Origin of the sequence: Actinophytocola xinjiangensis (assembly GCF_001921215.1) — a bacterium.
Taxonomy (GTDB): Bacteria; Actinomycetota; Actinomycetes; order Mycobacteriales; family Pseudonocardiaceae; genus Actinophytocola; species Actinophytocola xinjiangensis.
The window spans coordinates 1-25,979 of the sequence record NZ_MSIF01000019.1 but is presented as its reverse complement, the minus strand read 5'-3'; the positions used below and the strand labels follow the sequence as shown (position 1 = coordinate 25,979).

Genomic DNA, 25,979 nt, shown 5'->3' with positions numbered 1-25,979 from the left:
GTTCTACGAGCCGTGGATGCGGATGCGGTGAAGGGGCCCTTCGTTGAGAAGGGCCCCTTCACCGCATTTCGAGACCTACGAGACCGGGGCTGTGAACTGGGTTGAGTACAGGCGGTGGTAGGCGCCGCGGCGGGACAGGAGCGCCTGGTGGGTGCCCTGTTCGACGATACGGCCGTTCTCCATGACCAGGATCAGGTCCGCGTCACGGATGGTGGACAGGCGGTGGGCGATCAGGAAGCTCGTCCTCGATGCCCGCAGTGCCTCGGTCGCCTTGCGTACCAGGGCTTCCGTTCTGGTGTCGACCGAGCTGGTGGCCTCGTCGAGGATCAGCAGGGCCGGGTTCGCCAGGAACGCTCGCGCGATGGTCAGCAGCTGCTTCTCGCCCGCGCTGATGGCGGTGTTGTCCTCGGTCAGCACCGTGTCGTAGCCGTGGGGCAACGTGCGTACGAAGCGGTCGACGCACGTCGCGCGGGCGGCGGCCTCGATCTCGGCGTAGGTGGCGTTCGGACGGCCGTAGGCGATGTTGTCGCGGATCGTGCTGCCGAACAACCAGGTGTCCTGCAGGACCATGCCGGTCTGGGCTCGCAGGTCCGCGCGGCGCATGGTGGTGATGTCGACGCCGTCCAGCGTGATCCGGCCGGACTCCGGCTCGTAGAACCGCATGATGAGGTTCACCAGCGTGGTCTTGCCCGCGCCGGTCGGACCCACGATCGCCACCGTCTGGCCCGGCTCGGCCACCAGCGACAGGTTCTCGATCAGGGGCTGGTCGGGGTCGTAGGAGAACGACACGCGTTCGAACTCGACCCTCCCCCGACGGACAGGGGCCGGTGGCACGACGTTCGCCGGGTCCGGTTCCTGCTCCTCGGCGTCCAGCAGCTCGAAGACGCGTTCCGCGGACGCGACACCGGACTGGATGACACCGGCCATCCCGGCCATCTGGGTCAACGGCTGGGTGAACTGCCGGGAGTACTGGATGAACGCCTGCACGTCGCCGAGGCTCATCGTGCCGGAGGCGATCCGCAGGCCGCCGAGGACGGCGAGGACGACGTAGCCGAGGTTCGACACCGCCTGGATCGCGGGCATGATCAGGCCGGAGAGGACCTGCGCGCCGAGCGTCGCCTTGTACACCTCCTCGTTGCGCAGCCGGAACTCGTCGACCGCCTCGGCCTGCCTGCCGTACACGCGGACGATCTGGTGCCCGCTCAACGACTCCTCGACGTGCGCGTTGAGCAGACCGGTGTGTCGCCACTGCGCGGAGTGCCGCTTCTGCGCCTTACCGCCGAACACCGCCGCGGCCACGCCGGACAGTGGCAGCGCCAGGACCGCGATCAGGGTGAGCAGCGGGGAGATCATCAGCATCATCACCAGGACACCGACGACGGTCAGTATCGAGGTGAGCAGCTGGCTGATCGTCTGCTGCAACGCGGTGGACACGTTGTCGATGTCGTTGGTGACGCGGGAGAGCAGGTCGCCGCGTGGCTGGTTGTCGGTGTGGCGCAACGGCAACCGGTGCAGCTTGTCCTCGACGTCGGAACGCATGCGGTACATCACCGGCTGCACCACGCGGTTGACCAGGCGTCCCTGCACGACGCCGAACAGCGCGGAGGCCAGGTACATGCCCAACGCCCAGGCGAGCACGGTCCCGAGCGCGCCGAACTCGACGCCGCCACCGGGCACGCCCTCGAACCGCTCGATCACACCGTTGAAGATGACGTCGGTCGCCTCGCCGAGCAGCAGCGGGACGGTCACCGAGAGAGCGACGCTGATCACGCCGAGTGCCAGGATGACCCACACCGTTCCCCGGTGCGGCGTCAGCAGGCCGACCAGGCGTCCCACCGTGGGACCGAACTGTTTGATCTTGGCGGCCGGGTCCGGCATGCCGGGCATGACCGGCTCCTGCTGGGGTTCCTCGTCGGCGGGCTTGCTCGTTACCGCGGTCATGCCGGCTCCGGGGTCAGCTGGGACTGGACGATCTCGCGATAGGTGGGACAGGTCGCGATGAGTTGGTCGTGGGTGCCGCGGCCGACGATCATGCCGCCCTCCAGGACGACGATCTGGTCGGCGTGCCGGATGCTCGACACCCGCTGCGCGACCACGATCACGGCGGCGCCCGCCGTCCACGGCCGCATGGCCGCACGCAGGGCGGCGTCGGTGCCGAGGTCGAGCGCGGAGAACGAGTCGTCGAACAGGTACACGTCCGGGCGGCGGACGAGGGCACGGGCGATGGTCAGCCGCTGCCGCTGTCCACCGGAGAGGTTGGCGCCGCCCTGCTCGATGAGGGCGGCCAGCCCACCGGGCATCGCCTCGACGAAGCCTCGTGCCTGGGCCACCTCCAGCGCCGCCCACAGCTCGGCGTCGGTCGCGTCGGGCCTGCCGTAGCGCAGGTTGGCCGCGACCGTGCTGTTGAACAGGTACGCCTGCTGCGGCACCAGACCGATGCGCCGCCACAGCGTGTCCTGGTCCTGCCCTCGGACGTCGACACCGCCCACGATCACCGCGCCGCCGGTGACGTCGAGCAGGCGGGGCACCAGCGAGAGCAGCGTGGTCTTGCCCGACCCTGTGCTGCCGACGATCGCCGTGGTGGTGCCGGGCGGCACCAGGAAGGACAGCCCGCGCAGCACCGGTCGCTCCGCACCGGGGTGGCGTAGTTCGACGTCGCGGAACTCGACGTAGGCCGGGCCGTGGGCGCGCAGGGGGTTCACCGGCGACCGCACGGATGATTCGGTGCCGAGGACCTCGGCGATCCGTTCGGCGCAGACCGCGGCGCGCGGGATCGCGGAGGAGACGAAGGTCGCCATCATGACCGCGATGAGGATCTGCAACAGGTAGCTCAGGAACGCGGTGAGCGCGCCGATCCGCATCTCGCCCTCGTCCACCCGGATGGCGCCGAACCACAGCACGGCGATGCTGGAGAGGTTGAGCACCAGCATGACGATCGGGAAGACGAGCGCCTGGAGCCTGCCGACCCGCAGTGCGGTGTCGGTGAGGGCACTGTTCGCGTGGGCGAACCGCCTGGTCTCCTCGGGCTCGCGGACGAACGCGCGGACCACGCGCATCCCGGACAGCTGCTCGCGCAGCACCCGGTTGACCTCGTCGAGCCGCTCCTGCATGTGCCGGAACTTGGGAACCAGGCGGATCATGACCACGCCCACCGCGACCGCGAGCACCGGCACGCAGACGGCGAGCAGCCACGACAGCCCCACGTCCTCCTGCAGGGCCATCACGACCCCCGCGACGCACGTGACCGGCGCCGCGACGAACATCGTGGCGAGCATGACCACCAGCTGCTGTACCTGCTGCACGTCGTTGGTGGTGCGGGTGATCAGCGAGGGCGCGCCGAAGTGGCCGATCTCGCGCGCCGAGAACGTACCGGACCTGGTGTACACCGCCTCCCGCAGGTCGCGGCCCAGCCCCAGGGCGGCCCGGGCGCCGAAGTACACCCCGCCCGCCGTGGCGAGCACCTGGACGACGGTGACGAGCAACATCCACCCGCCGGTGCTGACGATGTAGCCGGTGTCGCCCAGCGTCACGCCGAAGTCGATGATGTCGGCGTTGAGGCTCGGCAGGTACAGCGACGCGAGCACTCCGACCGTCTGACAGGCGACGAGCGCCGCCAGTTGGCCGCGGTAGGGACGTAGATAGGTGAACAGTAATTGCCTCAGCAACACACACCCCGAGTAATCGGCACCGCAGGTACGTACGCCACTCTCGGTGCACGGTGGTATTCCGGTGATTGTTTCCGACTTGTTCCGCGCTGGTTCCCGTCCGGATACACGGACGTCAGCGGGGTTACTTGATGAACTCGGGGGCAACCCTGGGTGGCCAGCAGCTGGCGTCGAGGATACCGAGCGAGTATGCCCGGGAAACCAGCGCCGGGCGATTGCCTGCCTTGAATTTCTTGAGCATGGTGCCGACGTGGTACTCGACGCCCTGGCGGCTCAGGAAGAGCTTGGAGGCGAGGTTGACCGTCGACATGCCCATCGCGACGCCCTTGAGGATGCGGGCGTCGAGCTCTGTCAGCTGCGTCCGCGACCCGGCGCGGACCGCCGGACCGGCACCGGCGTCCGCTTCCTCCTCCAGTTGGAGCATGACGACCACGCGCAGGTCGGAGTGGCTCTCCGCCTTGGTGGACACCGCGGTCAGCTGCGCGGGATTCGCCTGCTCACCGAAGCGGACGGCGTTCACCCGCTCCACCACGCGCTCCGTCCAGCCCGCGGCGAGCCGCATCAGCTGGCGACGCAGGTCGGACTGCGTGCGCAGCTGGAGGAAGTCGAACAGCTCCCTGCCCTTCAGTGACTGGCCCGACCCGGCCAGCTCGGAGAGGAAGGGCTCGTTGGCCTCCTGCACCCGTAGGTCGGCGTTCAGGCTCGCCATGCAGATACCGGACCGGTCGAACAGTGACCGGTACGCGTCCACGTACTCATGTGACCGAACAGCCCCGGACCCGCCAGACAAGTCGGCAACAACTGAATCCACGTACAACTAGATCGACCCCTTTACCGCCCTTTAGGGAAACCAACCTCAACAACCGAGCCGACCACATTCAAAAAATGTGTTCCCCACGACATCTGTTGCTGTGAGCGAGACTCTAGGAAGTGGCGCGGAAGCGTGTCAACGAAACCGGGACGGTCGCGGCAAACCCTGGGGTGCCCGGCTGGCAGGTTCGGTCCCGAACCCCCCGTGTTCGGTGCGGGTGCCCCGGCCCGCCGGGGTCCGTACCAAGGAAACCCCCAGATTATGGGACCGTACCGTACCGAACCTCCGAACCCGGGGTACGGAACCAGTGCTTCGGTCCGAAAGGGACGACAGGGGCATGGTTCCACCAACAACTATGCACCTCTGTGCTCTGGAACGCACGTGTCAACACACCGCGACGGAGCACAAGTACTCTCAGTCGCGGGGAGACGGACCCCCGAGCTTGCGCATCGCGGCAGGCAGGTCGGCGCGGCCGGCGAGGCCCAGCTTGCGGTAGACGTTCGTCAGGTGCACCTCGACGGTGCGGGAGGTCACGAACAGCTCCTCGGCGATCTCCCGGTTCGAGGCGCCGCCGACCGCCAGCTCGCTGACCCGCAACTCGCTACGCGTCAGTACGTCGGTGCGGGCGCCGGTGACCTGACGCATCCGGCCGCCGGCGGACACCAGCAGGGCGCGGGACTCGACCGCGGCGGCGGTCGCGCCACACAGGGTGGCGAGTTCGGCGGCCGTGCGCAGATGCTCCCGGGCGGGCTTCAGGTCCTCGCGCCGCAGCAGCTCGCGGCCGAGCAGGTACGCGACACGCTGCCGGTCGAGCAGCGCGGCGGAGGACTCCATGGCCGCGGCCGCGTCGCTGAGCAGGTCGATCCGCTCGGTGCCGTCGCACACCATGGCCCGGGCGGTCCGCGACAGGGCACGCGCCCGTGGCACGTCCCAGCGTGAGACCAGGTCCTCGCCGCACTCGACCAGCGGCATCGCGACCTGCGCGCGGCCGCGCTCGGCGAGCAGCAGCGTGGCTTCCGCCCACCACGGCAGGAAAAGGGGGTTGGTGACGCCGTCCTGTTCGAGGCCGCGTCCGCACTGCTGCAGCCGCTTGACGGCCGCGCCCCGGTCGCCGGTCGCGGCCAGCACCTTCGCCTCGACGAGCGTGCGGCTGTGCAGCTCGAACGGCGAGTCCGCCAGCTCGGGTCCGGTGACCGACTCCAGCACCGTCCGCGCCTCGTCGAGTTCACCCAGTGGGATCAACGCCTGCGCGAGCACCAGCAACGATGGCACCATCGAGGTGACCGGCCAGTTCTCCCCCTGGGCGAGCTCGATCGACAACCGGGCGTCGGCGACCGCGCCCGCGAGGTCACCGGCGCTGAGACGGACCTGTGCGCGCTGGCCGAGCAACCGGCACAGCGACCACAACGCGCCGTCGGCCGTGTTGCTGGCGACGACCACGTCCAGCGCGGCGAGCGCCTGCGGGCACTGGTCGGCGAGGGTGAACACGAACGACGCGGCCATCGTGGCCGGGGTGTCGTAGACCTCTGGTTCAAGGGGCAGCGCGGCACGGGCGAAGGCGACGGCCCGTTCCGGCTCGCTGCCCGCGATGGTCCGTTCGAGCGCGAACATCGACATCAGGTAGCGGTCGGCGGGGGTGTCCTCCCCCGGTTCCGGCACGGTGGCCAGCCGCTCGCGCACCGTGGCCAATGTGGACCGGTGGTTCGCACCGACGAACATCACGGTCGCCTCCAGCCGCTTGCACAGCTCGCTGTCGTAGGCGGCCGGCGCCCCGGCGAGGGGCTCCGATGCTTCGGCGGCGGGCGCGTCGGCCTCGCCCGCGATGGCCTCGTACAGCTCGTCGGTGGCCGACAGCAGCAGGTCGACGCCGGCGGCGGCGTCCTGGACGGCGACCAGGCAGTGGCCGAACTCGATGGCGAGTTCGGCGCGGGCCCGGAAGTCGGTGGTGAGATCGAGCGCCGCCCGCAGGTGGTCGACGGCCTCCTTGGGGTTGAACTTGACGAGGATGCCCGCGACCTGCTCGCGCAGCCCGACGTCGCCGGGGCTCTGGTTGATCAGCGGACTCAGGTGCCGCAACGCCACCTTGGGCGCGCCTCGGCTGCTGGCGTCCCGTGCCGCCTCGCGCAGCACGTTCTGCATCCACGGTTCCGGCGCGACACCGAGGGGCAGCAGTTGGCTCGCGACGACCTCGGCGGGCACGCCCGCGTCGTTGAGCAGGCGCGCGGCCCGGTCCCGCATCCAGCTGACCTCGTCGTCCGGTGCCGCCCGCAGCAGTGCGGCGCGGACGAGCTCGTGCCGGAAGTCGCTGCCGTTCTCGTCGAGGAAGTGGTGGTCTCGCAGGAACTCCAGGCTCTCCCGTACACCGCGCACCGGCACCCCGGACAGGGCGCAGACCAGGTCGATGTCGGTGCTCGCGAGCACGGCCACCGCGCGCACGACGTGGTGGACGTGCTGCGGCTGGCCGGCGAAGCTCGTCGCCACGAACTCCTCGATCACGCCCATGGCGACGTGGTGCAGCTTGCCGACGGCCTCGTCGTCCGGGGTGAGTCCCGCCTCGACCACGGCGGCCACCAGGTGGCCGAGCGAGCTGCGGTGACCACCGGTGATGAGCCTGCACACCTCGACGAACTCGGGCCCTGGTTCGGACCCGGTGCCGATCGCGACCATGGCACGGATGCCGTCGAGGTCGACCGGGCCGAGGGCGACCATCGTGCCGTAGTCCGCGCCGAGGTGGTCGCCCGCGACCCCGAGCACGGCCTCCGGCGCGGGGGTGCGGACGGTGGCGAGCACGATGAGCGGCTCGTTCCTGGCCCGGCGCAGGAGATAGTCGAGCAACCTCAGCGACTGCTCGTCGCACCACTGCAGGTCGTCGATGGCGAGCACGAACGGACCGGTCGCCATGACGTTGCCCGCCAGTTTGGACAGCCCGGACAGGACCGTGTACTCGGTGGTCGGCATGCGCGCGGTGACCGGCTCCGAGTTGGCGTCGCCCTGTGTTCCTCGCCCCACGCGACTGAACCGGCGTCCGGTGCGGTCGGCGACCGCCCACAGCGCCGGCCGGATGGTGTTGCCCCCGCTGTCGAGCAGCGGCGAGTTCTGGGCGCCGGGCCCGGTGAGGCCGAGCGCCTTGACGACGGCGCGGGCGAGCCAGAACGGCTGCTTGGCCGAGTCCTCGACGCACCGCACCCGCACGACGGTCGGCGCGCCCTCGCCGTCCTCGCGCAGGGTGGACAACGCCGAGTTCAGCACCGTGCTCTTGCCGGTGCCCAGGCCGCCACGGACCAGGATCAGGGCGCGGCCACGGGACGCGACCGCCTCCTCGACGCGCTCCCGTACCAGGCGGGTGGCGGACGTGTCCGCCACGGCCTCCGCCATTGATTCCGCGAACACAGCGACCTCCGCCCTGGCCACTCGTTGCTGATCGTCCGTGATCGACGAAAACTAACATGGGTGGTCCGTCGTCGGATCGCTGACGCCGAACCCGATCCCACCCGGACGATCAGCGTCCATTCGCCACACCAGGACGCGCCACGCCGCCGGCACGCACCGTCATCGCGGAGTAATCGTTTCCCCACCGTTGTCCGGAGATCCACCGAAACGGGGCGCGGCATTCAGGAGCTGACCACGAACGCGCCCTTCAACTCCGCACGCCCCGTGACGTCGAACTTCGCGTACACGTTGGTGAGATGCTTCTCCACCGCGCGCCTGGTCACCCCGAGCTCGTCGGCGATGGCCTGGTTGGTCAGCCCGTCCACGACCATCGCCATCACGCGTTCCTCGGTGACGGTGAGTGGCCGCCCCGGTTCCACCTGGCCGGCCGAACCACCGGACCCGTTCACCGGCTGTTCGACCAGACGTCTCGCCGTCGTCCGGTCGGTGAGGTCACGACCGCGGCGCAGGTGCTGCTCGGCCTCGGCGTCCCCGTCGGCCGCCAGCCTTCCGCCGAGCGAGAGGTGCGCGGTGGCCCGGATCAACGTGTTCTCCGAATCCTGGGTCACGTCCACCGCCGTACGCAGCAGGCGGATCCCCTCCTCGCCGGGGGTCAACGCGCCCCGCACGACGAGCGCGTGGCCGATGGCGGCGGGGCTCCCCCACGCCACGGCGAGCTCGTACTCCGCCTCGGCCAGCTCCACCGCGTCGTCGGTGTCGCCGAACCGGTGCAGTTCCCGTGCCGCGCAGCTGCGCCACGGCACGAGCGCGGGGTTGCGCCAGCCCGCGCGGTCCAGCTGCCGACCGGCGTCCAGCAACAGTTCGACCGCGTGCCGGTCGTTCTCGCCGCGCACCCGGGACGCGGCCACCATCCGCAGCATCGCCGAGATCGCCGGGTGATCGGTGCGGTGCCCGCTCAGTTCGAGGGTCCGCGCCGCCAACGGGTTCACGGCGAACGAACCGGGACCCACCGTCAGCTCCAGGGAGGTGAGCACACGCAGCATGCCGGCGGCCGAGACCGCGTCGAACCAGCCGTCCACCGCGGCCAGGCCCGTGGCGGCCACCGACAGTTCCTCTCCGCGACCCATACCGGCCAACACCAGGGTGCGGCAGGCCTCGACCACCGCCTGCGCGACCCGGTCGTGTTGGCGCACGGCGCTGGCCAACGCGTCCTCGAGCCACGTTCCTGCCTGCTCGGCCCTGTCGGCCAGCGACAGCGCGCACACCAGCAGCGGCCCGGTGCCGTGCTGCCCCGCCGTCGCCGGCTCCCGATCCATGACCTGCTGGCAGCGCCGGGCGACCTCGTTGGCCGACATCGCGCCCGCGACGGCCGTGAGCTCCAACGAGACCGCGAGGAGCTCACGGCCGCCCTGGGTCTCCAGCAGACGGTCGTGGTCGCCCTCGCGCAACCGCCGCACGGCGGCCTCGATCCGGGGGCCGCCGGAACAGTCGCCCATCATGGCCCTGGCTTCCAGCCGCAGAGCCAGTTCCCGCTCCGACCCGGTCAACTCCGATGGCGCGCCGAGTTGGTCGGCCACCCGGCGCAGCGCGCTCAGCACCGTCGGTGGGCTCATGGCGAACGAGGCGGGGGCGAGCCTCGCGAAGGCCGCGGCCTGGCCAGCGGCGCCGACCGACAGCGACACCGCCTCGAGCACGTGGCGGGTGGCCGCGGGCGCGTCGACCACCCGCTCCACCGCCGCCAACTCCAGCAACAGGTCGGCCCGGTCGACGCTCTCCGGCGCGGTGTCGAGCAACGCACGCCGCAGGTGGCGGGCGGCCGCCTCGACGTCGCCGCGACGCGCGGCCGACTCCGCCGCTTCCCGCAGCACGTCGACCGCCCACATCGCCTGCGGCGATGGCACCGCGAGCAGGTGCGCGGCGACCTCCTCCGCCGGCCTGCCCGCGGAGTGCAGCAGCGAGGCCGCGTTGACGTGCAGTCGTTCGGCCTGTGCGGGCGAGGTGAGCCGGTCGACCGCCTCGCGGACAACCGGGTGGGCGAACACCGGCATCGCCTTGGGCAGCAGGAAACCTTGCGCGGTAAGGGATCGCACGATCTCGGCGTAGCCGAGGGCGTCGAGGCCGGTGAGTCGCGAGAGCGTGTCCTGGTCGGCCGCCTGGCCCAGGCAGGACAGTGCGCGCAGCAGGACCATGGCCGGCTCCGGCTGGGCCCGCAGCCGTGCGGCCATCCGGTCCCGCAACAGCGCGGGCCGGCACGCGTGCACCCAGTCGACGGCCGAGTCGACCGGTTCCCCCTGCTCGGCGACCAGTTCGTCGAGTACGGCCCGCAGCACCATCGGGTTGCCGCGCGACACCTCGCCGCACGCCTGGACGAACCCGTCCGAGCCCGACTCGCCGAACCGCTGGCGGACGATCGCGCGCACCCCGGTGGCCGACAGCGGCCCCAGGCGCAGGAGCCTGCTCGCGCACGAGAGCAGCGCGCGCACCCCCTGGTTGTCGCCGTCCGGGCTGCCTTCGCGGACGGTCACCACCATCACCACGCCGGTGCCGGTGAGCCGGTTGGCCAGATAACCGAGGCAGCGCAACGACTCGGCGTCGGCCCACTGCACGTCGTCGACGAGCAGCAGCACCGGACGCGCCTCGCCGTGCACGGTCAGCACGTGACGCACGCCGTGCATCACCTGCTGCATGGCCGGATCGCGGGTGTCGATCGGCACGCCGAGGCAGTTCTCGGCGCTGAACAACGGTTTGGCGAACTCGGTGAGGCCGGCGTCGACCCTGGCGCGCGCGTCCTCGTCGAGTTCGGCGAGCACCGGCTCGCACAGCTGGCGGACGACACCGAGGGGGAACAACCGTTCCAGTGTGGAGCCGGTGGCGCCGAGCACCGCGGTGCCGGCTTCCGCCCGTGCGGCCACCGCGCCGAGCAACGCGGTCTTGCCGACCCCGATGGGTCCGCTGACCACGACGAGCGCACCGCCCCCGTTGTCGGCGGTGCGCACGAGGTCGTCGAGCAGGGTCAGCTCGATCTCGCGATCGGCGAGCACGGCGTTCACCGTGTCGTCCCGGCGACGGCGAAGCCCGGCAGCTCCGCGCGTCGGGACACCCCGAGCTTGCGGTACGCCCGCGACAGGTGCAGCTCGACCGTGCGGCGGCTGACCGACAGCGCGCTGGCGATCTCCGGGTTGGACAGGCCGGCCACGGCGTACTCGACGACCCGGCTCTCGGCCGCGGTCAGGTTCGCGAGCACGCCGGACGCGGCGGCACGGCGAGCCGAGGGTTCGGCGGTGGCACGCAGGTCCCGCTCGACCCGCACGCGCAGCGGGGCGGCGCCGGTCTCCTCGGCGATTCCGCAGGCCTCGGTCAGCAGCTCGACGCCGGCCTCGGCCACGCCGTCGTCGAGCAGGGATCGGCCGAGCGCGGCGAGCGCCTCCGCGTGCCGCAGGCGCATCGGGGTCGCGCGCAGGACCCGTTCGGCGTCGGCGAGCAGGCCGGGGGCGGCCGGGTCACCGAGCACGCCGAGCATGACTCCGGCCGTGAGGTCGGCCGACCCGATCGCGCACGGGGAGCCCCACGCGGCCGCCATCCGCCGTTCGTCGGCCACGAGTTCGCGGATCTCGGCCTCCTCACCGCCGTTGGCGTGCATCGCGGCGGCGAGCAACGCCCGCCACGGGATCAGCAGCGGGTTGTGCCAGCGCCGGGCGACGAGCCGCCGGCCGCACTCACGCAGGTCGCGTTCCGCCTCGGCCGGGTCGTCGGCGGCCAGCGAGAACGCGCCGCGGGCGAAGAGCAGGTAGGCGTGGGCGAACCCGCGCTCCGCGTCGCGGATCAGACCGTCGGCGGGCGCGGCCGCGGCGCCACCCTCGTCGGCCAGGATCCGCGCCGCGGCGTCGAGGTCACCCCGGCGCACCTCGACCACCACCCGGTGCGCGGCCACGACCGGACGCATCAGCGGATGCCACGACGACCGGGGCAGCTCGGCGTGTGCCTCGGTGAGGTGTTCCTCCGCGTCGTCGAGCAGTCCCTGGTGCACCGCCTGGATACCGAGGCCGAGCCTGGCGCAGGCGGCGGTCGCGCGTGCCCCGCGTCGCCGGGCGTCGCCGAGCAGCGTGTTGAGCCCGACGTCGGTGGCGTCGAACTCGTCGGCGAGCAGCAGCGCGGTGGCCGCGGCGAGCCGAGGCAGGCCGAGGGGTTGCTCGTCGAAGGCCGGCACGAGTGCCCTGGCCGCGAGCATGGTGGCGCGGCCGCGGTCGGTGCCCCTGACCGCGAGCAGGCGGGAGTTGACGCCGGCGGCCACCGGGTCGTCGCTGTACTCGGGCCCTCGGACGGGCAGGGGGGTCTCGGCGACCGGCGGGTGCATCATGCCGCGGGCCAGGGTGTGCAGCGCGACGAGCGAGTGCCGTTCGGCCATCGCCCCGGCGGAGTCGTCCTGGCCGAGCACGGCCAGCCGGGTGGTGATCGCGCGCCGCGCCACGGTGGCGGCGCCCCTGGTGATCAGCAGGTCGACCGCGCGGAGCCTGCGCATCCGGGTCTCCGGATGGTCACCTGGCGCGGCCACCACGAGTGCGAGCGCGCGGTCCGAGGCCACCGGCTGGTCCGCGACGAGCGCGGCGCCGCGCTCGAGCAGCAGCTCGGCACGCTGGTCGACGGTGAGGTGACCACCGAGCGCGCACTCGACGAGCGCGGCGGCGTCCTCGGTGTCGCCCGCGTCCAGCGCGGTCGCGGCGGCACGACGCAGCGCGCCGACCGACCACGCGCCGGGCGGGTGGTGGGTGCCGAGCAGGATCCGGGACACGACGCGGTCCGGCGCGGCGCTCCGGTGGGCGAGTGCGGCGACAGCGGCGTGCAGCACACGGCGGGCGGGTACGGGCATGCCGGCCAACGCCCGTTCGCGGACGACGGGATCGGCCGGGCGCACGGGCCGGGACCCGGTCACCAGGCCGCTGGCACGCAGTTCCGTGAGCACGTCGCCTGGCAGGTCTCCGGAGCCCGCCATCGCACGCAGCGGGGCGTAGTCGAGGTCGCCGTCGGCGACCGCGAGCACCCGGAGCACCTCGACCGCGGCCCGCGACAGCGAGTCGAGCACGGCGACGACCTGGCGGCGGCGGTGCTCGGTGACCAGGCTGGTGAACGCGGGACCTGGCCTGCCGACCGGGTGCCCGACATGGGAGAAGTCGGTGAGCGCGCCGGTGAGGACGCGGGGGTTCCCACCGGACGCCGCGAGCGCGCCGGAGGTGAACTCGTCGTCCGAGGCTCGGCCGCAGATGCGCCTGCATGCCTCGCGCACCTGGTCGTCGGACAGCGGCCCGAGGCGGAGCGTCATGTCCTCGGCCGGTGGGATGTCATCGTTGTCCGGCAGGCCGGGCGGCACGGACGGCCACGCGCCGGAGGTGGTCACGACCAGTGCCAGCGGCGCGTGACGCACCCTGCGCAGCACCATGCGCAGCAGCGTGTCCGATGCCGGGTCGGCGAATCGAACGTCGTCGACGAGCAGGGCCAGCGGGTTGCGCCGGGCGGCGGCGGCGAACGCGGAACACAGCTTCGCCAGCCGGTCGAGCCCCGGCGGCTCGTGCCAGTGGTCGGGCAGCCAGCCGGGGGGAGCCTGGCCGGGCAGCGCGTCGAACAACCTGCTCGCGACGCCGAGACCGATGCCCCATTCGCCGGGCATGGCGCGGGCGTGCGCCACGGTCATGCCGAGTTGCCGGGCGGTGTGCTCGACCACGGCGAGCATGGTGGTGCGCCCGGTGCCGGGGGCACCGGACACGACCAGCGCTCGGGAGCCGCCGTCGTGGACGGTGCGCAAGACCGCGTCGGCTTCCGCACGTGTCGCCGCGTCCAGCACCGTGAGGCGCTCCGGCAGCCGACCGGTAGGCATCACCTGATCAGCCGTATGATTGGTCCGATCGGGGCAGCCGGGCGCTACTGTCGCCACACCACCGCCGCTCGGATTCATGCGCGCTCCCGCGTTGCTCAAAGCCTGGTAAACGGTAGGAATCGGACGAGGCCGTGCGCGGACGGCCGTGCCGCTCGCGGCACGCAACCGACCATGCCGATGACGACGAGTCATCAACCTCGGAAAAATCGACGCCTGACCACCTCCGATGCGGACGGAGTTAACCACATCGGGGTCACGGCGACGGTCACTTGGCAAGACTCCCGACCACGAACGGGTATCGTGTGACCACTCCGCGACAGCACACCGACCCGTTTCGTCGGATCGTCGCCATCTTGCGCGCACTTGACTTTGCCTTTACCAAGGCCCTCCACTCGCTCACTCACGGTAGTTGCCTCAGCCGCCGTCATATGGCTATTATTCTGATATCACTTTTACGTCGGCTCGGGGACCCACCCCAGCCTCCTCCTCCACCACTGGGGAAAACATCACTGTGGCGGCGGTACTCAGTAACAGTCACAGCATCGGGGAGTCCCACATGGCAGTTATCGAAGTGACCGACCTCAGGAAGAGGTACGGCGACATCGACGTGGTCGACGGCGTCACGCTGTCGGTCGAGGAAGGTGAGATCTTCGGCATTCTCGGCCCCAACGGCGCGGGCAAGACGACGACTGTCGAGTGCGTGGCCGGGCTGCGCAAACCGAGCGGCGGGCGGATCAACGTGCTCGGCCTCGACCCGCAGAAGGACGTCCGTGCCCTGCGCAAGCACCTCGGCATGCAGCTGCAGCACAGCGAACTGCCTGAGAAGATGCGGGTCCACGAGGCGATGACGATGTTCGCCTCCTTCTACCCCCACCCCGCCGACGGCGACAGGCTGCTGCATCAGCTCGGCCTCGCGGACAAGCGCAAGACGCCGTTCGCGAAGCTGTCCGGCGGCCAGCAGCAACGGCTGTCGATCGCGCTGGCGCTGATCGGGCAACCCAAGGTCGCCATCCTCGACGAGCTGACCACCGGCCTTGACCCCGCCGCCCGCCGCAACACCTGGCAGATGGTCGAGGAGGTCCGCGCCAGAGGCGTGACGATCGTGCTCGTCACCCACTTCATGGAGGAGGCGGAACGCCTCTGCGACCGGCTCGCCCTCATCGACCGGGGCAAGCTGATCGCGCTCGACACCCCGGCCGGCCTGGTCGAGAAGGTGAGCGACTCCCAGCGCCTGCGGTTCCGACCGTCCAAGGAGTTCGACGACCGGATCCTCACCGACCTCGACGACGTCACCGATGTCAGCAGGCAAGGCCCACAACTGGTCGTCACCGGCAGGGGCAACCTGCTGCAGTCGGTCAGCGCACGGCTCGCCAGCCAGGACATCGTCGCCGGCGACCTACGCGTGGAGCAGGCAAGTCTCGAAGACGCGTTCGTCGCACTCACCGGCCGCCAGATCACGTTGGGGGAGCACGTTGAAAGCGCTTCGTAGCATGACCTTCGTCGAGGTCAAGCAGTTCCTGCGGGAACCGATCAACACGGGGGTCGCAGTCGGACTGCCCACCGCGTTGCTGATCATCTTCGGCAACATCGACGGAATGAACGTCCCGGATCCGTTATGGGGCGGTCTGCGGTTCATCGACTACTTCACCCCGTCGATGGTCGTGATCATCGTGGCGGTGCTCGCGCTGCAGTCGATGCCCTCCTACATCGCCAACTACCGCGAGAAGGGCGTGCTGAAGCGACTGTCCACCACGCCGGTCTCACCGGCCATGCTCATCACCGCGCAGCTGCTCACCCAGCTCGCCGCCGCGGTGTCCGCGCTGGTGCTGCTGATGCTGGTCGGCACGCTGTTCATCGGTGTCCCCCTGCCCGCGCATCCGCTCGACTTCATCCTCTCGTTCCTGCTCGGCCTGTCCGCGCTGATGACCCTCGGTCTGCTGCTGGCCGCGGTCGTGCCCAACGGCCGTTCGGCGACAGCCGCGAGTTTCGTGATCTTCATCCCGACGCTGTTCTTCGCCGGCGTGTACGCGCCGAGGGCGTTCCTGCCGGACTTCGTCGTGACCTTCGGCGGCTACTTCCCACCGAGCGTGCAGGCGTTGCAGGACTCGTGGACCGGGGACGGCGCCAACCCGTGGCACCTGCTGACCATGGCGGCGATCGTCGTGATCTTCGGTCCGATCACCGCGAAGATCTTCCGTTGGGAATGAGGGATCGTCGGAAGTGAGGGAGTTTCCGCGACGATGACGACCACCCTGGACGACGCCGCGTGGGTGCGGCGGTTCCACCCGGCGCCGCACCCACGCGCCCGCCTGGTCTGCTTCCCGCACGCGGGCGGATCGGCGAGCTACTTCTTCCCGGTCTCGCGCGCGCTGGCGCCGTCGATCGAGGTCATCTGCCTGCAGTACCCGGGAAGGCAGGACCGCAGAGCCGAGCCGTGCCTCGACTCGGTGACGGCGCTGGCTGACGGGACCGTGGAGGCGCTGGCCGAGTGGACCGATCTTCCGTTGGTGCTGTTCGGCCACAGTCTCGGCGCGTCGGTCGCGTTCGAGACCGCGCGACGGCTGCAGGCGGCGGGCACGCAGGTGCACGGACTGTTCGCCTCCGGCCGCCGAGGACCGACCGCCGAGCGGGACGAACGGGTGCACGAGCGCACGGACGAGGGCCTGCTCGCGGAGTTGCGGCGGCTGTCGGGCACCGACGGCTCGCTGCTGGGTGACCCCGACATGGTGGCGATGATCCTGCCCGCGTTGCGGGCCGACTACCGGGCGGCGGAGACCTACCGCCACTCCCCCGGTGAGACGCTGCGCTGCCCGGTCACGGCGCTGGTCGGCGACGACGACCCGAAGGTCACCGTCGAGGAGGCCCGTGACTGGGCAGCGCACACCAGCGGCCCGTTCGACCTGAAGGTCCTGCCAGGCGGGCACTTCTTCCTGCAGGACCACCAGCCGCTGATCCTCGACCTGATCACCGCCAGGGTCGACGCGGTCGCCTGATGAGGTGTCATGGCACCGCGCCGGGTGCGGTGACGAGCGGAAGGTCGGCGCGGCGGTTGATGTTCAGCTTGCGGTAGGTGCGGGTCAGGTGCTGTTCGACGGTGCTGACCGTGACGTGCAGCATCCGGCTGATCTCCCGGTTGGTGTGGCCGAGCGCGGCCAGGTTCGCTACTCTGCGCTCGGCCGCGCTCAGCACCGAGGACTCGTCGGGCCGGGCCGCGTCCTCACCCGGGTCGGGCACCGAGCACCGCTGCGCCAGCTGCCGTGCGCGGCGGGCCGCGACCGTGGCCTGGTCCGGTCTGCCCAGCGTCTGGTAGGTACGGCTCAGGTCGGCGAACGCGAGCGCCAGCTCGTACCACTCCCCCCGCTCACGCATCAGGTCCACGGCCTCGGTCAGCAGCGGCAGCCGCGCCGACGGCTCGGCCACCGAGGCGAGCACCCGCAGCGGCACTCCCCTGGTTCGCCTGCCGCCGGGCAGGCGGAGCTGTTCGGCCACCAGTTCGGCTGCTTCGGCCCGCCGGTCCAGCCGCGCGTACACCCGTGCGGCCTGTTGCCGCCACGGCAGGAGCACCGGCAGGTCGACGTCCCACTTCGCGGCGCGCTCGCCGACGGCGAGGAAGTCGCCGAGCGCTGCCCGCAACCGTCCGGCGCTCAGGTGCAGCTCGCCCCGGGCAGTGAGGAACCGCAGCCCGAACGTGGTCCGCAGCACCGGCGGCGACAGGCCCTCGCGCGCCAGTCGTTCCGCCTCGTCGAACCGGCCAAGGCGGGTGGTGGCGGTCAGCAGGTGCGCCAGCGGTGACCCGATCGCCACGCCCCAGCTCGCGGGCGGCATCAGGTCCAGTGCCGCGCGGGCGAGCCGCCTGGTCGCCGGGAAGTCGCCCCGCCACAGCGCCACGCTCGCGGCGGCGTCGGACAGCACCGCCTGCCAGACCGTGGTCGCGCCGGTCGCCACCGCCTCGGCCAGCAGCTCGTCGCACCAGTACCCGGCGCGGTCGCCTCGGTCGGCGTGGTTGAGCGCCAGCACCGAGGACAGGACGTCCTCGAGCGGAGTCTCACCGATCCGGCAGCTCTGCAGCACCCGTTCCGCGACGCCGATGGCCTCGGCGTCCGGCTCGTCGCCGACCACCGCCGCGAGGGCGCCCGGGCCGTGGGTGTCGGACAGCAGTGCGGGTGCGGCGTAGGACAGCCAGTCGCGGGTGGCCTGGCTCGGCCCGACCGGAAGCCCAGCGAGGACGGTAGCCGCCTCGTCGGTGTTTCCCTGCCACACCAGGGCTCGCAGCAGCACGCCCGCCTCGGCGTCGTCGAGCAGGCCGGCGTCGAACGCGTGGCGCAGCGCGGGGAGGTGCCGGGCCGCGCCAGCGGGCTCGACGAGCCGCTGCACGGCGACGAGCTGGGCGGTGACCGCGGCGCTGTCCCGGTCGTCGGCGCGTCCCGCGCCGGCCAGTTCGAGGCACTCGACCGCGTGGCGCGGGTCGTTGCGCGCCAGCGCCTCGAGCGCGGCCGCGCGCAGCACCGGGAACGCCCATGCCTGGTCGGTGCCTTCCGTGGCGGTGGGCGTGCCGGTGAGGAACCTGGCCACCTCGGCGGCGCCCGCACCGTCGGCGTGCAGCAGCCTGGCCGCGGCGGCACGCAGCGCGGACAGTGGTTGCTGGGGCAGGTCTCCCACCACGGCGGCGCCCGCCGCCGGGTGGCGGAACCGGCCGTCGGTGAGCAGGCCGGCGTCGGTCATCGACCACAGTGCCGAGCTGACGTCCTCGGCGGTGAGGCCGAGCAGTCGGGCGAGCCGGTCGGGGGTGGCGAGTTCGTCGAGCACGGCCAGTCCCTGGGCCAGGCGCGACGCCTGCCCGTCTCCACGGCGCACGCAGCGCAGCACGGCACGCCCGTAGGCGGCGCCGGGCACCAGCTCGGCGTTGGGTGACGCGCGGGCGGTGAGGTGGTCCTCGGCCAGGCCGTGCACGAGCAGTGGGTTGCCACCGCTGAGGGCGTGGCAGGACTCGGCCAGCCGCGCGCCGGCGAGTGGCCCCAGCCCGCGAGCGAGCAGTTCGGCGACGCCGGCCCTGCTGAGCGGGTCGAGGCGCAGGTGCCGGAATCCGGGCGCCCGGCCGATCTCGTCGTGCAGTACCGGGTGTTCCGGGCGGTGGTTGGCGACCTCGGCGAGCAGCAGCAACAGCCGCACGGACCGGATGCGCCGTTGCAGGTACAGCAGGGTGGCCAGGGACGCCGGGTCGGCGAACTGCAGGTCGTCGAGGACGAGCACCAGCGGCCGGTCCCTGGCCGCGGTCAGCAGGACCGCGCACGTCTCCTGGATGAGCCGCGCGTCCGACTGCCGGATGGTGGCCCCGGCGCGGGATCCGGGCACCTCGGCGAGCGCGAGCTCCCACGCTCTGGCGGCCATCGGCGCTGGCAGCTCCGTGCTGTGGAACAGCTGTTCCATCAGGGCCATGTCCAGTTCCCGCTCGGCCCAGCCCGCGGTCGCGGTGAGGACGCGGGCACCCGCGTCGTGCGACAGCTCGGCGCACCGGGTCAGGAACTCGGTCTTGCCGGACCCGACGGCGCCGGACACGAGCAGGATCCGGCCCCGGCCCGCGACGGCGTCGGCGAGGAACTCGCGGAACACCGCGAGCTGACCGTCGCGTTCGACCGGTTCCATGGCCCTGTGCCCGTCTACCGGCTCACGACGGGTCCAGCTCGCCGTCGAGGAACGCGAACATCTCGTCGTCGGACACGTTGTCGAGGTCGGGCCCCTCCGCCGGTTCGCCGCCGTCACGGCCGGCCGCCCAGCGCGCGCGAAGCACCTCCAGCCGTCCGGCCACGTGCTGGTGCAGCGACGCGTCGGCCTCGACCGCGCCGAACGCCTTCTCCAGCGCGGCCAGGGTGGCGAGCAGCGCGGCACCGGGTTCGGTGTCGCCGCCCAGCTCCGTACCGAGCCGGGCCACCAGTTCCTCGGGGGTGGGGTGGTCGAACACCATGGTCGCCGGCAGGCGCAACCCGGTGACGGCGCCGAGCCGGTTGCGCAGTTCGACGGCGGTGAGCGAGTCGAACCCGAGGTCCCGGAACTGGCGGTCCGGTTCGATCTCGGCGGTGTCGGTGTGGCCGAGCACGGAGGCGACCTCGGTTCGCACGAGGTCGAGCAGGAGCTCGGTGCGTCCGGACTGGTCGAGCCCGGCGAGCTTCGCGGCCAGCGCCGCCGGGTCGGGGGTGCCGCCCGCGCTCGCCCGGCGGGTCGGGGTGCGGACGAGACCGCGCAGCAGCGGCGGCACGGTTCCCCGCCCGCGGAAGGCGGCGAGGTCGAGCTGGACGGGCAGCGCGTTGACCGCGCCGGTGGACAGGGCCGCGTCGAACAGGGCGAGTCCGTCGGCGGGGGTGATGGGCGGCAGGCCCGAGGCGGCGAGGCGGCGGGCCTCGGCTTCGGTGAGACCGCCGGTCATGCCGGCGGCCTGGTCCCAGGGACCCCACGCGAGGGAGACCCCTGGGAGGCCGGTGGTCGACCGGTGCGTCATGAGCGCGTCGAGGGCGGCGTTGGCGGCGGCGTAGTTGCCCTGGCCTGGTCCGCCGAACGTGCCGGCGGCGGAGGAGAACACGACGAACGCGGTGAGGTCGTGTCCCGCGGTCAGCTCGTGCAGGTGCCAGGCGGCGTCCAGTTTCGGTGCGAGCACGGTGTCCATCCGCTCGGGGGACAGCGCGCCGAGCACCCCGTCGTCGAGCACGCCCGCCGTGTGCACGACCGCGGTGAGCGGGTGGGCTGCCGGGATGTCGGCGAGCACCTTCTCCAGGGCGGCCCGGTCGGTGACGTCGCACGCGACGACGGTCGCGGTGGCGCCGAGGTCGGCGATGTCCTCGACGAGGTCACCGGCCGCGGCCGGGCCACGGCGGGACAGCAGCAGCAGGTGCCGCACGCCGTGGCCGCGCGCGAGGTGGGTGGCCACCAGAGCACCGAGCCCGCCGGTGCCGCCGGTGATCATCACGGTGCCGTCGGGGTCCCAGGTCGACGGGTCGTGCTCGCCGGTGAGCCTGGCCAGGCGTGGTGCGGTGGCGCCGGACGCGGTGACCGACAGCTGCGGTTCGTCGGTGGCCAGGGCGCGCGCGACCAGTTCGGGGGTGGCGCCGAGGCCGAGGTCGAGGAGCCCGAACCGGCCGGGGTGCTCGGACTGCGCGGAGCGGACGAGCCCCCACACGGTCGCCGCCGCGACGTCCTCGCCGTCGACGACTCCGCGGGTGACGAACACGAGCCTGCCCGGTCGGTCGGCGGCGAGCCAGCGTTGCGCGAGGTGGAGCGCGCGGGCGGCGACGCGGTGCGCGGCGGGGATGACGTCCGGAACACCGCTGAGGAACACCGCGACGACCGGTTCGTCGGCGACCGCGTCGATGTCGGCGAGCGTGCCGTTGCCACCGAAGGGATCGGGCCCGACGAAGGGGACGGTCGCGGGATCGGCCGGGGTGCCGACGGGGGTCCATTCGAGACCGAACAGTGCCTCGCGGCGGGGGTCGGCGGGTGGGCGAGCCAGGTCGACCGGACGGACGGAGAGTGTGTCCACGGTCAGCACGGGCGCGCCGGTCTCGTCGGTGACGTCGATCGCGAGGCCGTTGTCGTGGCGGGTGAGCCGCAGGTGTGCGGCGGTCGCGCCGGTGGCGTGCAGGGTGACGCCCTGCCATTCGAAGGGCAGTTCGGCCTGGCCGCCCTGCTCGCCGGTGACCATGACGGCGTGCAGGCCCGCGTCGAGCAGGGCCGGGTGCAGACCGAACCGGGCGGCGTCGGTGACCGTGTCGGCGAGGGCGACCTCGGCGTACACGTCGCCGCCGTGGCGCCAGGCGGCGCGCAGGGCCTGGAAGTGCGGTCCGTAGGCGAATCCGGCGTCGGCGAGCCCGTCGTAGCAGCCGTCGATGGGGACTGGCTGTGCGTCGGCCGGTCGTTCGGCGGGGCGTGCGGTGCCGGCGGTCGGGGACAGCAGGCCTGTGGCGTTGGCGGTCCAGGGCAGGTCCCCCGCGTCACCGGGGCGGCTGTGGATGGTGACGGCGCGGGACCCCGTGGGGTCGGGGGCGCCAACGCGGACCTGGACGTGCACGCCGCCGCGGTCGGGGACGGTGAGTGGCTCGGCGAGGGTGAGGCGCTCGACGCGGCCGCACCCGGCGTCGTCGCCCGCACGGATGGCGAGTTCGAGCAGCGCGGCGCCGGGGACGAGGACCTGGCCGCCGATGACGTGGTCGGCCAGCCACGGGTGGGAGCCGAGGGAGATTCTGGCCGTGCTCAGGTACTCGTCGCTGTCGGCGAGCGCGACCACGGCGCCGAGCAGCGGGTGACCGTCGGTCGGTTCGCCGTTCTGGTGGGAACGGTGGGGCCAGAACCATTCGTGGTGGAAGGCGTAGGTGGGCAGCTCGACGAGTCGACCGCCGGCCAACAACGGAGTCCAGTCCACCGTGGAACCGGTGACGTGCAGTCGCGCGACGGCGGTGAAGAACGCCGTCTTCTCGTCGCGGTCCTTGCGCAGCGAGGGAATCCCGTCAATCAACGCCGAGAGCGTCCCGTCCGGACCGATCTCCAGGAACGTGTCCGCCTCCGCCGCAGCGACATCGTCGGCGAACCGCACAGTCTCCCGGACGTGCCGCACCCAGTACTCCAGGTTCGACACGTCCTTCACCAACGGAATCACCGGCTCGTGGAACGAGATCCCGGCGATCGCCTCGCGGAAGTCATCCAGCATCGGATCCATCAACGGTGAATGGAACGCGTGCGACACCTCGAGACGCTTGTAGTCACGGTCACCCACCGCCGCCATGACCTCAGCCTCGACACCAGCCAAGACAACATTGTCCGGACCGTTGATCGCTGCGACCGACACACCCTCGGTCAACGTCACGTCCGCCGTACGGACCGCGACCATCACCCCACCCTCAGGCAACGCCTCCATCAACCGAGCACGAGCCCCCACCAGCGAGCACGCGTCTTCGAGCGAGAACACTCCAGCCACATACGCGGCGGCGATCTCACCGATCGAATGACCCACCAGCACATCCGGCCGGACACCCAACCACTCCACCAACCGGAAGAGGGCCACCTCCAATGCGAACAACGCGGGCTGCGCCCAACCCGTGCGAGTCAGCGCCCCGGCATCGCCCCACATGACCTCCCGCAGGCCCGGGAAACGATCCACTACCTCGTCGAACGCTGCCGCGAACACCGGGAAACGGTCATACAGTTCTCGACCCATGCCCAGCCGCTGGGCACCCTGACCGGCGAACACGAAACCCAGCCGGCCTGGCCGCGCGGCACCACGGGCGATCTCCACACCATCCAGCAGCACGGCGCGGTGAGTGAACAGAGAGCGTCGCGCCAACGAGAACCCGATGTCCAGTGGTGCGGCGTCCACTTCGGACAGAAAGGCCAGCTGGTCGTCGAGTACGGCTGCGGACTTGGCCGAGACCGCCAGCGGGACCGACGAATCGGCCACGGGGGCCAGCGCCGGAGCCGGGGTGCTCGGGGCTTCCAGGATGATGTGCGCGTTGGTGCCGCTCAGGCCGAACGACGACACGGCGACCCGCCGTGCTCGGTCCATGGCGGGCCAGTCGGTCGCGGAGGTCGCCAGCTCGATCGCCCCCGCCGACCAGTCAACGTGCGACGACGGAGTGTCGGCGTGCAGCGTCGGCGGCACGACACCATGCCGCATCGCCATGATCACCTTCACGATGCCCGCCACACCGGCCGCCGCCTGCGTGTGACCCAGGTTCGACTTCACCGAACCCAACAACAGCGGCGACTCCCGATCCTGGCCATAAGTCGCCAACAACGCCTGCGCCTCGATCGGATCACCGAGCGTGGTTCCGGTGCCGTGCGCCTCCACCACGTCGACGTCCCGAGCCGACAGACCAGCGTTGGCCAACGCCTGACGGATCACCCGCTGCTGCGACGGACCATTCGGCGCCGTCAACCCGTTCGACGCACCATCCGAATTCACCGCCGAACCCTTCACCACCGCCAACACCGGGTAGCCCAGACGCTCCGCGTCCGACTGACGTGCCAGCACGACGATGCCGACACCTTCGGACCAGCCGACACCGTCGGCGGAGTCCCCGAACGCCTTGCACCGCCCATCGGGTGCGAGGCCACCCTGCCGGGCGAACTCGACGAAGGACGTCGGCGTCGACATGACCGTCACGCCACCGGCGAGCGCGAGCGTGCACTCCCCCGACCGCAGCGCCTGCGCGGCCAGGTGCATCGCCACCAACGACGACGAACACGCGGTGTCCACGGTCATCGCCGGACCCTCGAAACCGAACGTGTACGCGACCCGACCGGACACCACGCTCGGCGAGGATCCGTTGCTACGGAAGCCCGTGAACTCCTCACCCTGTAACAGCATCCCGTAGTCGTTGTACATCACGCCCGCGAACACACCGGTCCTGCTGCCACGCAACGAGACCGGGTCGACACCCGCCCGTTCCAGCGCCTCCCACGACACCTCCAGCAGCAACCGCTGCTGGGCGTCGGTGGCCAGCGCCTCACGCGGGCTCATCCCGAAGAACCCGGGATCGAACAGGCCCGCGTCGGCCAGGAATCCGCCGGCCAGTTCAGGTGCGTCGGGGCCGAGGAGGGCGTCGGTGTCCCAGGCGCGGTTGCCGGGCACAGGGGTGATCGCGTCGCCGCCGCCGGTGACGAACTCCCACAACTGTTCCGGTGTGGTGATCCCGCCCGGGTAGCGGCAGGCCATGCCGACCACGACGATCGGGTCGCCGTCCACGGCCGAGGTGACGGTGTCGGTGACGTTGCCGGTGGTGTCGAACAGCTCGTCGAGCAGGTGGGTGACGAGCAGGTCGCCGGTGGGGTGGTCGAACACCAGGGTGGCCGGAAGCCGCAGGCCGGTGACGGTGCCGAGCCGGTTGCGGAACTCGACCGCGATGAGCGAGTCGAACCCGAGGTCGCGGAACGGTTGGTCCGGTTGGACGCGGTCGCCGCCCGGGAGCCCGAGCACGGCGGCGGCCTCGGTGCGGACCAGGTCCAGCAGCGCCGTACGGCGTTCGGTGTCGCGCAGGCCCGCGAGCCGGTTGCGCAACGCGACGCCGGTGCCGGTGACGGTGCGACGTCGCGTGGTGGTGCGGACGAGGCCACGGAGCAGTGGCGGCACGTGCCCGTGCCGGCGGATGGCGGCGAGGTCGAGCCGGGTGGTGACGAAGGTCGGGGCGTCGGTGGCGGTGTCGAGCAACCGCAGGCCCAGCGCCGGGGACAGGGGCGGCGTACCGGACCGCGTGAGACGTTCGGCCATGCCCTCGGTGTCCCACGGTCCCCAGGCCAGCGACACCGCCGGCAGGCCGAGGGCATTGCGGTGTTCGGCCAGTGCGTCGAGGAACGCGTTGGCCGCCGCGTAGTTCGCCTGACCAGCGTTACCGAACGTACCGGCAGCCGAGGAGAACAGGACGAAGTTCGTCGCCTCAGGCGTCAACTCGTGCAGATACCACGCGGCATCAGCCTTCGGCGCCAACACCGTGCCAAGCCGCTCAGGGGTGAGCGCCTCCACGACACCGTCGTCCAGCACACCCGCCGCGTGGATCACCCCGGTCACGGTCTCGCCGTCGAGCACCGCCGCGAGCGCCGCCCGGTCCGACACATCACACGCCACCGACCGCACACGGCCAAGGTCGGACAGTTCCGAAGGAAGAACACCACGACGCGACAACAACAACACATCGCTGACGCCATGCTCCTCGACAAGGTGACGAGTCACCAACGCACCAAGACCACCGGTTCCACCGGTGACGACAACCGTTCCCGGATCCCAGGTGACCGTGCCGCCGGTGGCACGGGCCAGGCGAGCGGCACTGGCCTCGGCGCCGACGACGAGCTGCGGTTCGTCGGTCGTGAACGCGCGGGCCGCCAGGCTCGGAGTCCAGCCGTCGCTCAGGTCGACCAACCCAAACCGATCGGGGTGCTCCGACTGCGCCGCCCGGACCAAACCCCACACCGCCGCAGCGGACACGTCGACACCGGCCACCGCGCCAGCGGTCACGAACACCAACCGGGCGTTGACGAACCGCTCGCTCGCCAGCCAGTCCTGGACAAGCCCCAGCACCCGAGCCGTGAGCCGATGCGCCGACTCGACCACATCGGCGCCACCGGTCACACACGTGACCACGACCTGCTCGTCGCCCACAGCGGCGAGATCGGGGTAGGTGGTACCGCCCAGGCCCAGGGTGTCGTCACCGATCACCGCGTACGGGACTGGTTCGGTGGCGAGTTCAACGGGAGTCCAGTCGAGGCGGAA

The 25,979-nt window shown here is 71.6% G+C and carries 11 protein-coding genes; 3 read left to right on the top strand and 8 right to left on the bottom strand.

The features are described from left to right. Positions 1–75: 75 nt before the first annotated feature. From BLA60_RS29800 to BLA60_RS29775, 6 genes are all read right to left on the bottom strand, one after another. Positions 76–1,941, bottom strand: coding sequence for an ABC transporter ATP-binding protein (locus BLA60_RS29800; protein WP_084735387.1), 1,866 nt, complete (start codon positions 1,939–1,941; stop codon positions 76–78). Continuing rightward, entirely contained in the window at positions 1,938–3,665 is a 1,728-nt protein-coding gene (locus BLA60_RS29795; RefSeq protein ID WP_075136465.1) for an ABC transporter ATP-binding protein, read from the bottom strand. The genes BLA60_RS29800 and BLA60_RS29795 overlap by 4 nt, the downstream gene beginning before the upstream one ends. A gap of 124 nt (positions 3,666–3,789) precedes the next feature. Beyond that, positions 3,790–4,416, bottom strand: a complete 627-nt coding sequence (locus BLA60_RS29790) for a helix-turn-helix transcriptional regulator (RefSeq protein ID WP_075136356.1) — start codon at positions 4,414–4,416, stop codon at positions 3,790–3,792. A gap of 474 nt (positions 4,417–4,890) precedes the next feature. Further along, positions 4,891–7,839, bottom strand: coding sequence for a LuxR family transcriptional regulator (locus tag BLA60_RS29785; RefSeq protein WP_162293029.1), 2,949 nt, complete (start codon positions 7,837–7,839; stop codon positions 4,891–4,893). A gap of 248 nt (positions 7,840–8,087) precedes the next feature. Then, entirely contained in the window at positions 8,088–10,907 is a 2,820-nt protein-coding gene (locus tag BLA60_RS29780) for an ATP-binding protein (RefSeq protein WP_162293028.1), read from the bottom strand. Between the two features lie 5 nt (positions 10,908–10,912). Continuing rightward, positions 10,913–13,735, bottom strand: coding sequence for a LuxR family transcriptional regulator (locus BLA60_RS29775; protein WP_075136353.1), 2,823 nt, complete (start codon positions 13,733–13,735; stop codon positions 10,913–10,915). A gap of 556 nt (positions 13,736–14,291) precedes the next feature. Here BLA60_RS29775 and BLA60_RS29770 point away from each other — a divergent pair. The 3 genes from BLA60_RS29770 to BLA60_RS29760 are packed head-to-tail and all read left to right on the top strand — an operon-like array spanning position 14,292 to position 16,728. Beyond that, complete coding sequence (locus tag BLA60_RS29770) at positions 14,292–15,224, top strand: ABC transporter ATP-binding protein (protein WP_075136352.1); 933 nt, start codon at positions 14,292–14,294, stop codon at positions 15,222–15,224. 1 nt (position 15,225) lies between these two features. Then, positions 15,226–15,942, top strand: coding sequence for an ABC transporter permease (locus BLA60_RS29765; RefSeq protein WP_075136351.1), 717 nt, complete (start codon positions 15,226–15,228; stop codon positions 15,940–15,942). 33 nt (positions 15,943–15,975) lie between these two features. Continuing rightward, positions 15,976–16,728 carry a thioesterase II family protein gene (locus BLA60_RS29760; protein ID WP_075136350.1) on the top strand — a complete coding sequence of 251 codons (753 nt, stop codon included), beginning with the start codon at positions 15,976–15,978 and terminating at the stop codon, positions 16,726–16,728. Positions 16,729–16,735: 7 nt separating this feature from the next. Here the strand turns inward: BLA60_RS29760 and BLA60_RS29755 are convergent, their stop codons facing one another. Both BLA60_RS29755 and BLA60_RS29750 read right to left on the bottom strand, forming a co-directional pair. Further along, positions 16,736–19,378 (bottom strand): AAA family ATPase, encoded by a 2,643-nt coding sequence (locus tag BLA60_RS29755; protein ID WP_075136349.1) that lies wholly within the window; start codon positions 19,376–19,378, stop codon positions 16,736–16,738. Between the two features lie 22 nt (positions 19,379–19,400). Next, positions 19,401–25,925 (bottom strand): type I polyketide synthase, encoded by a 6,525-nt coding sequence (locus tag BLA60_RS29750; RefSeq protein WP_211288894.1) that lies wholly within the window; start codon positions 25,923–25,925, stop codon positions 19,401–19,403. Between the last annotated feature and the right edge of the window lie 54 nt (positions 25,926–25,979).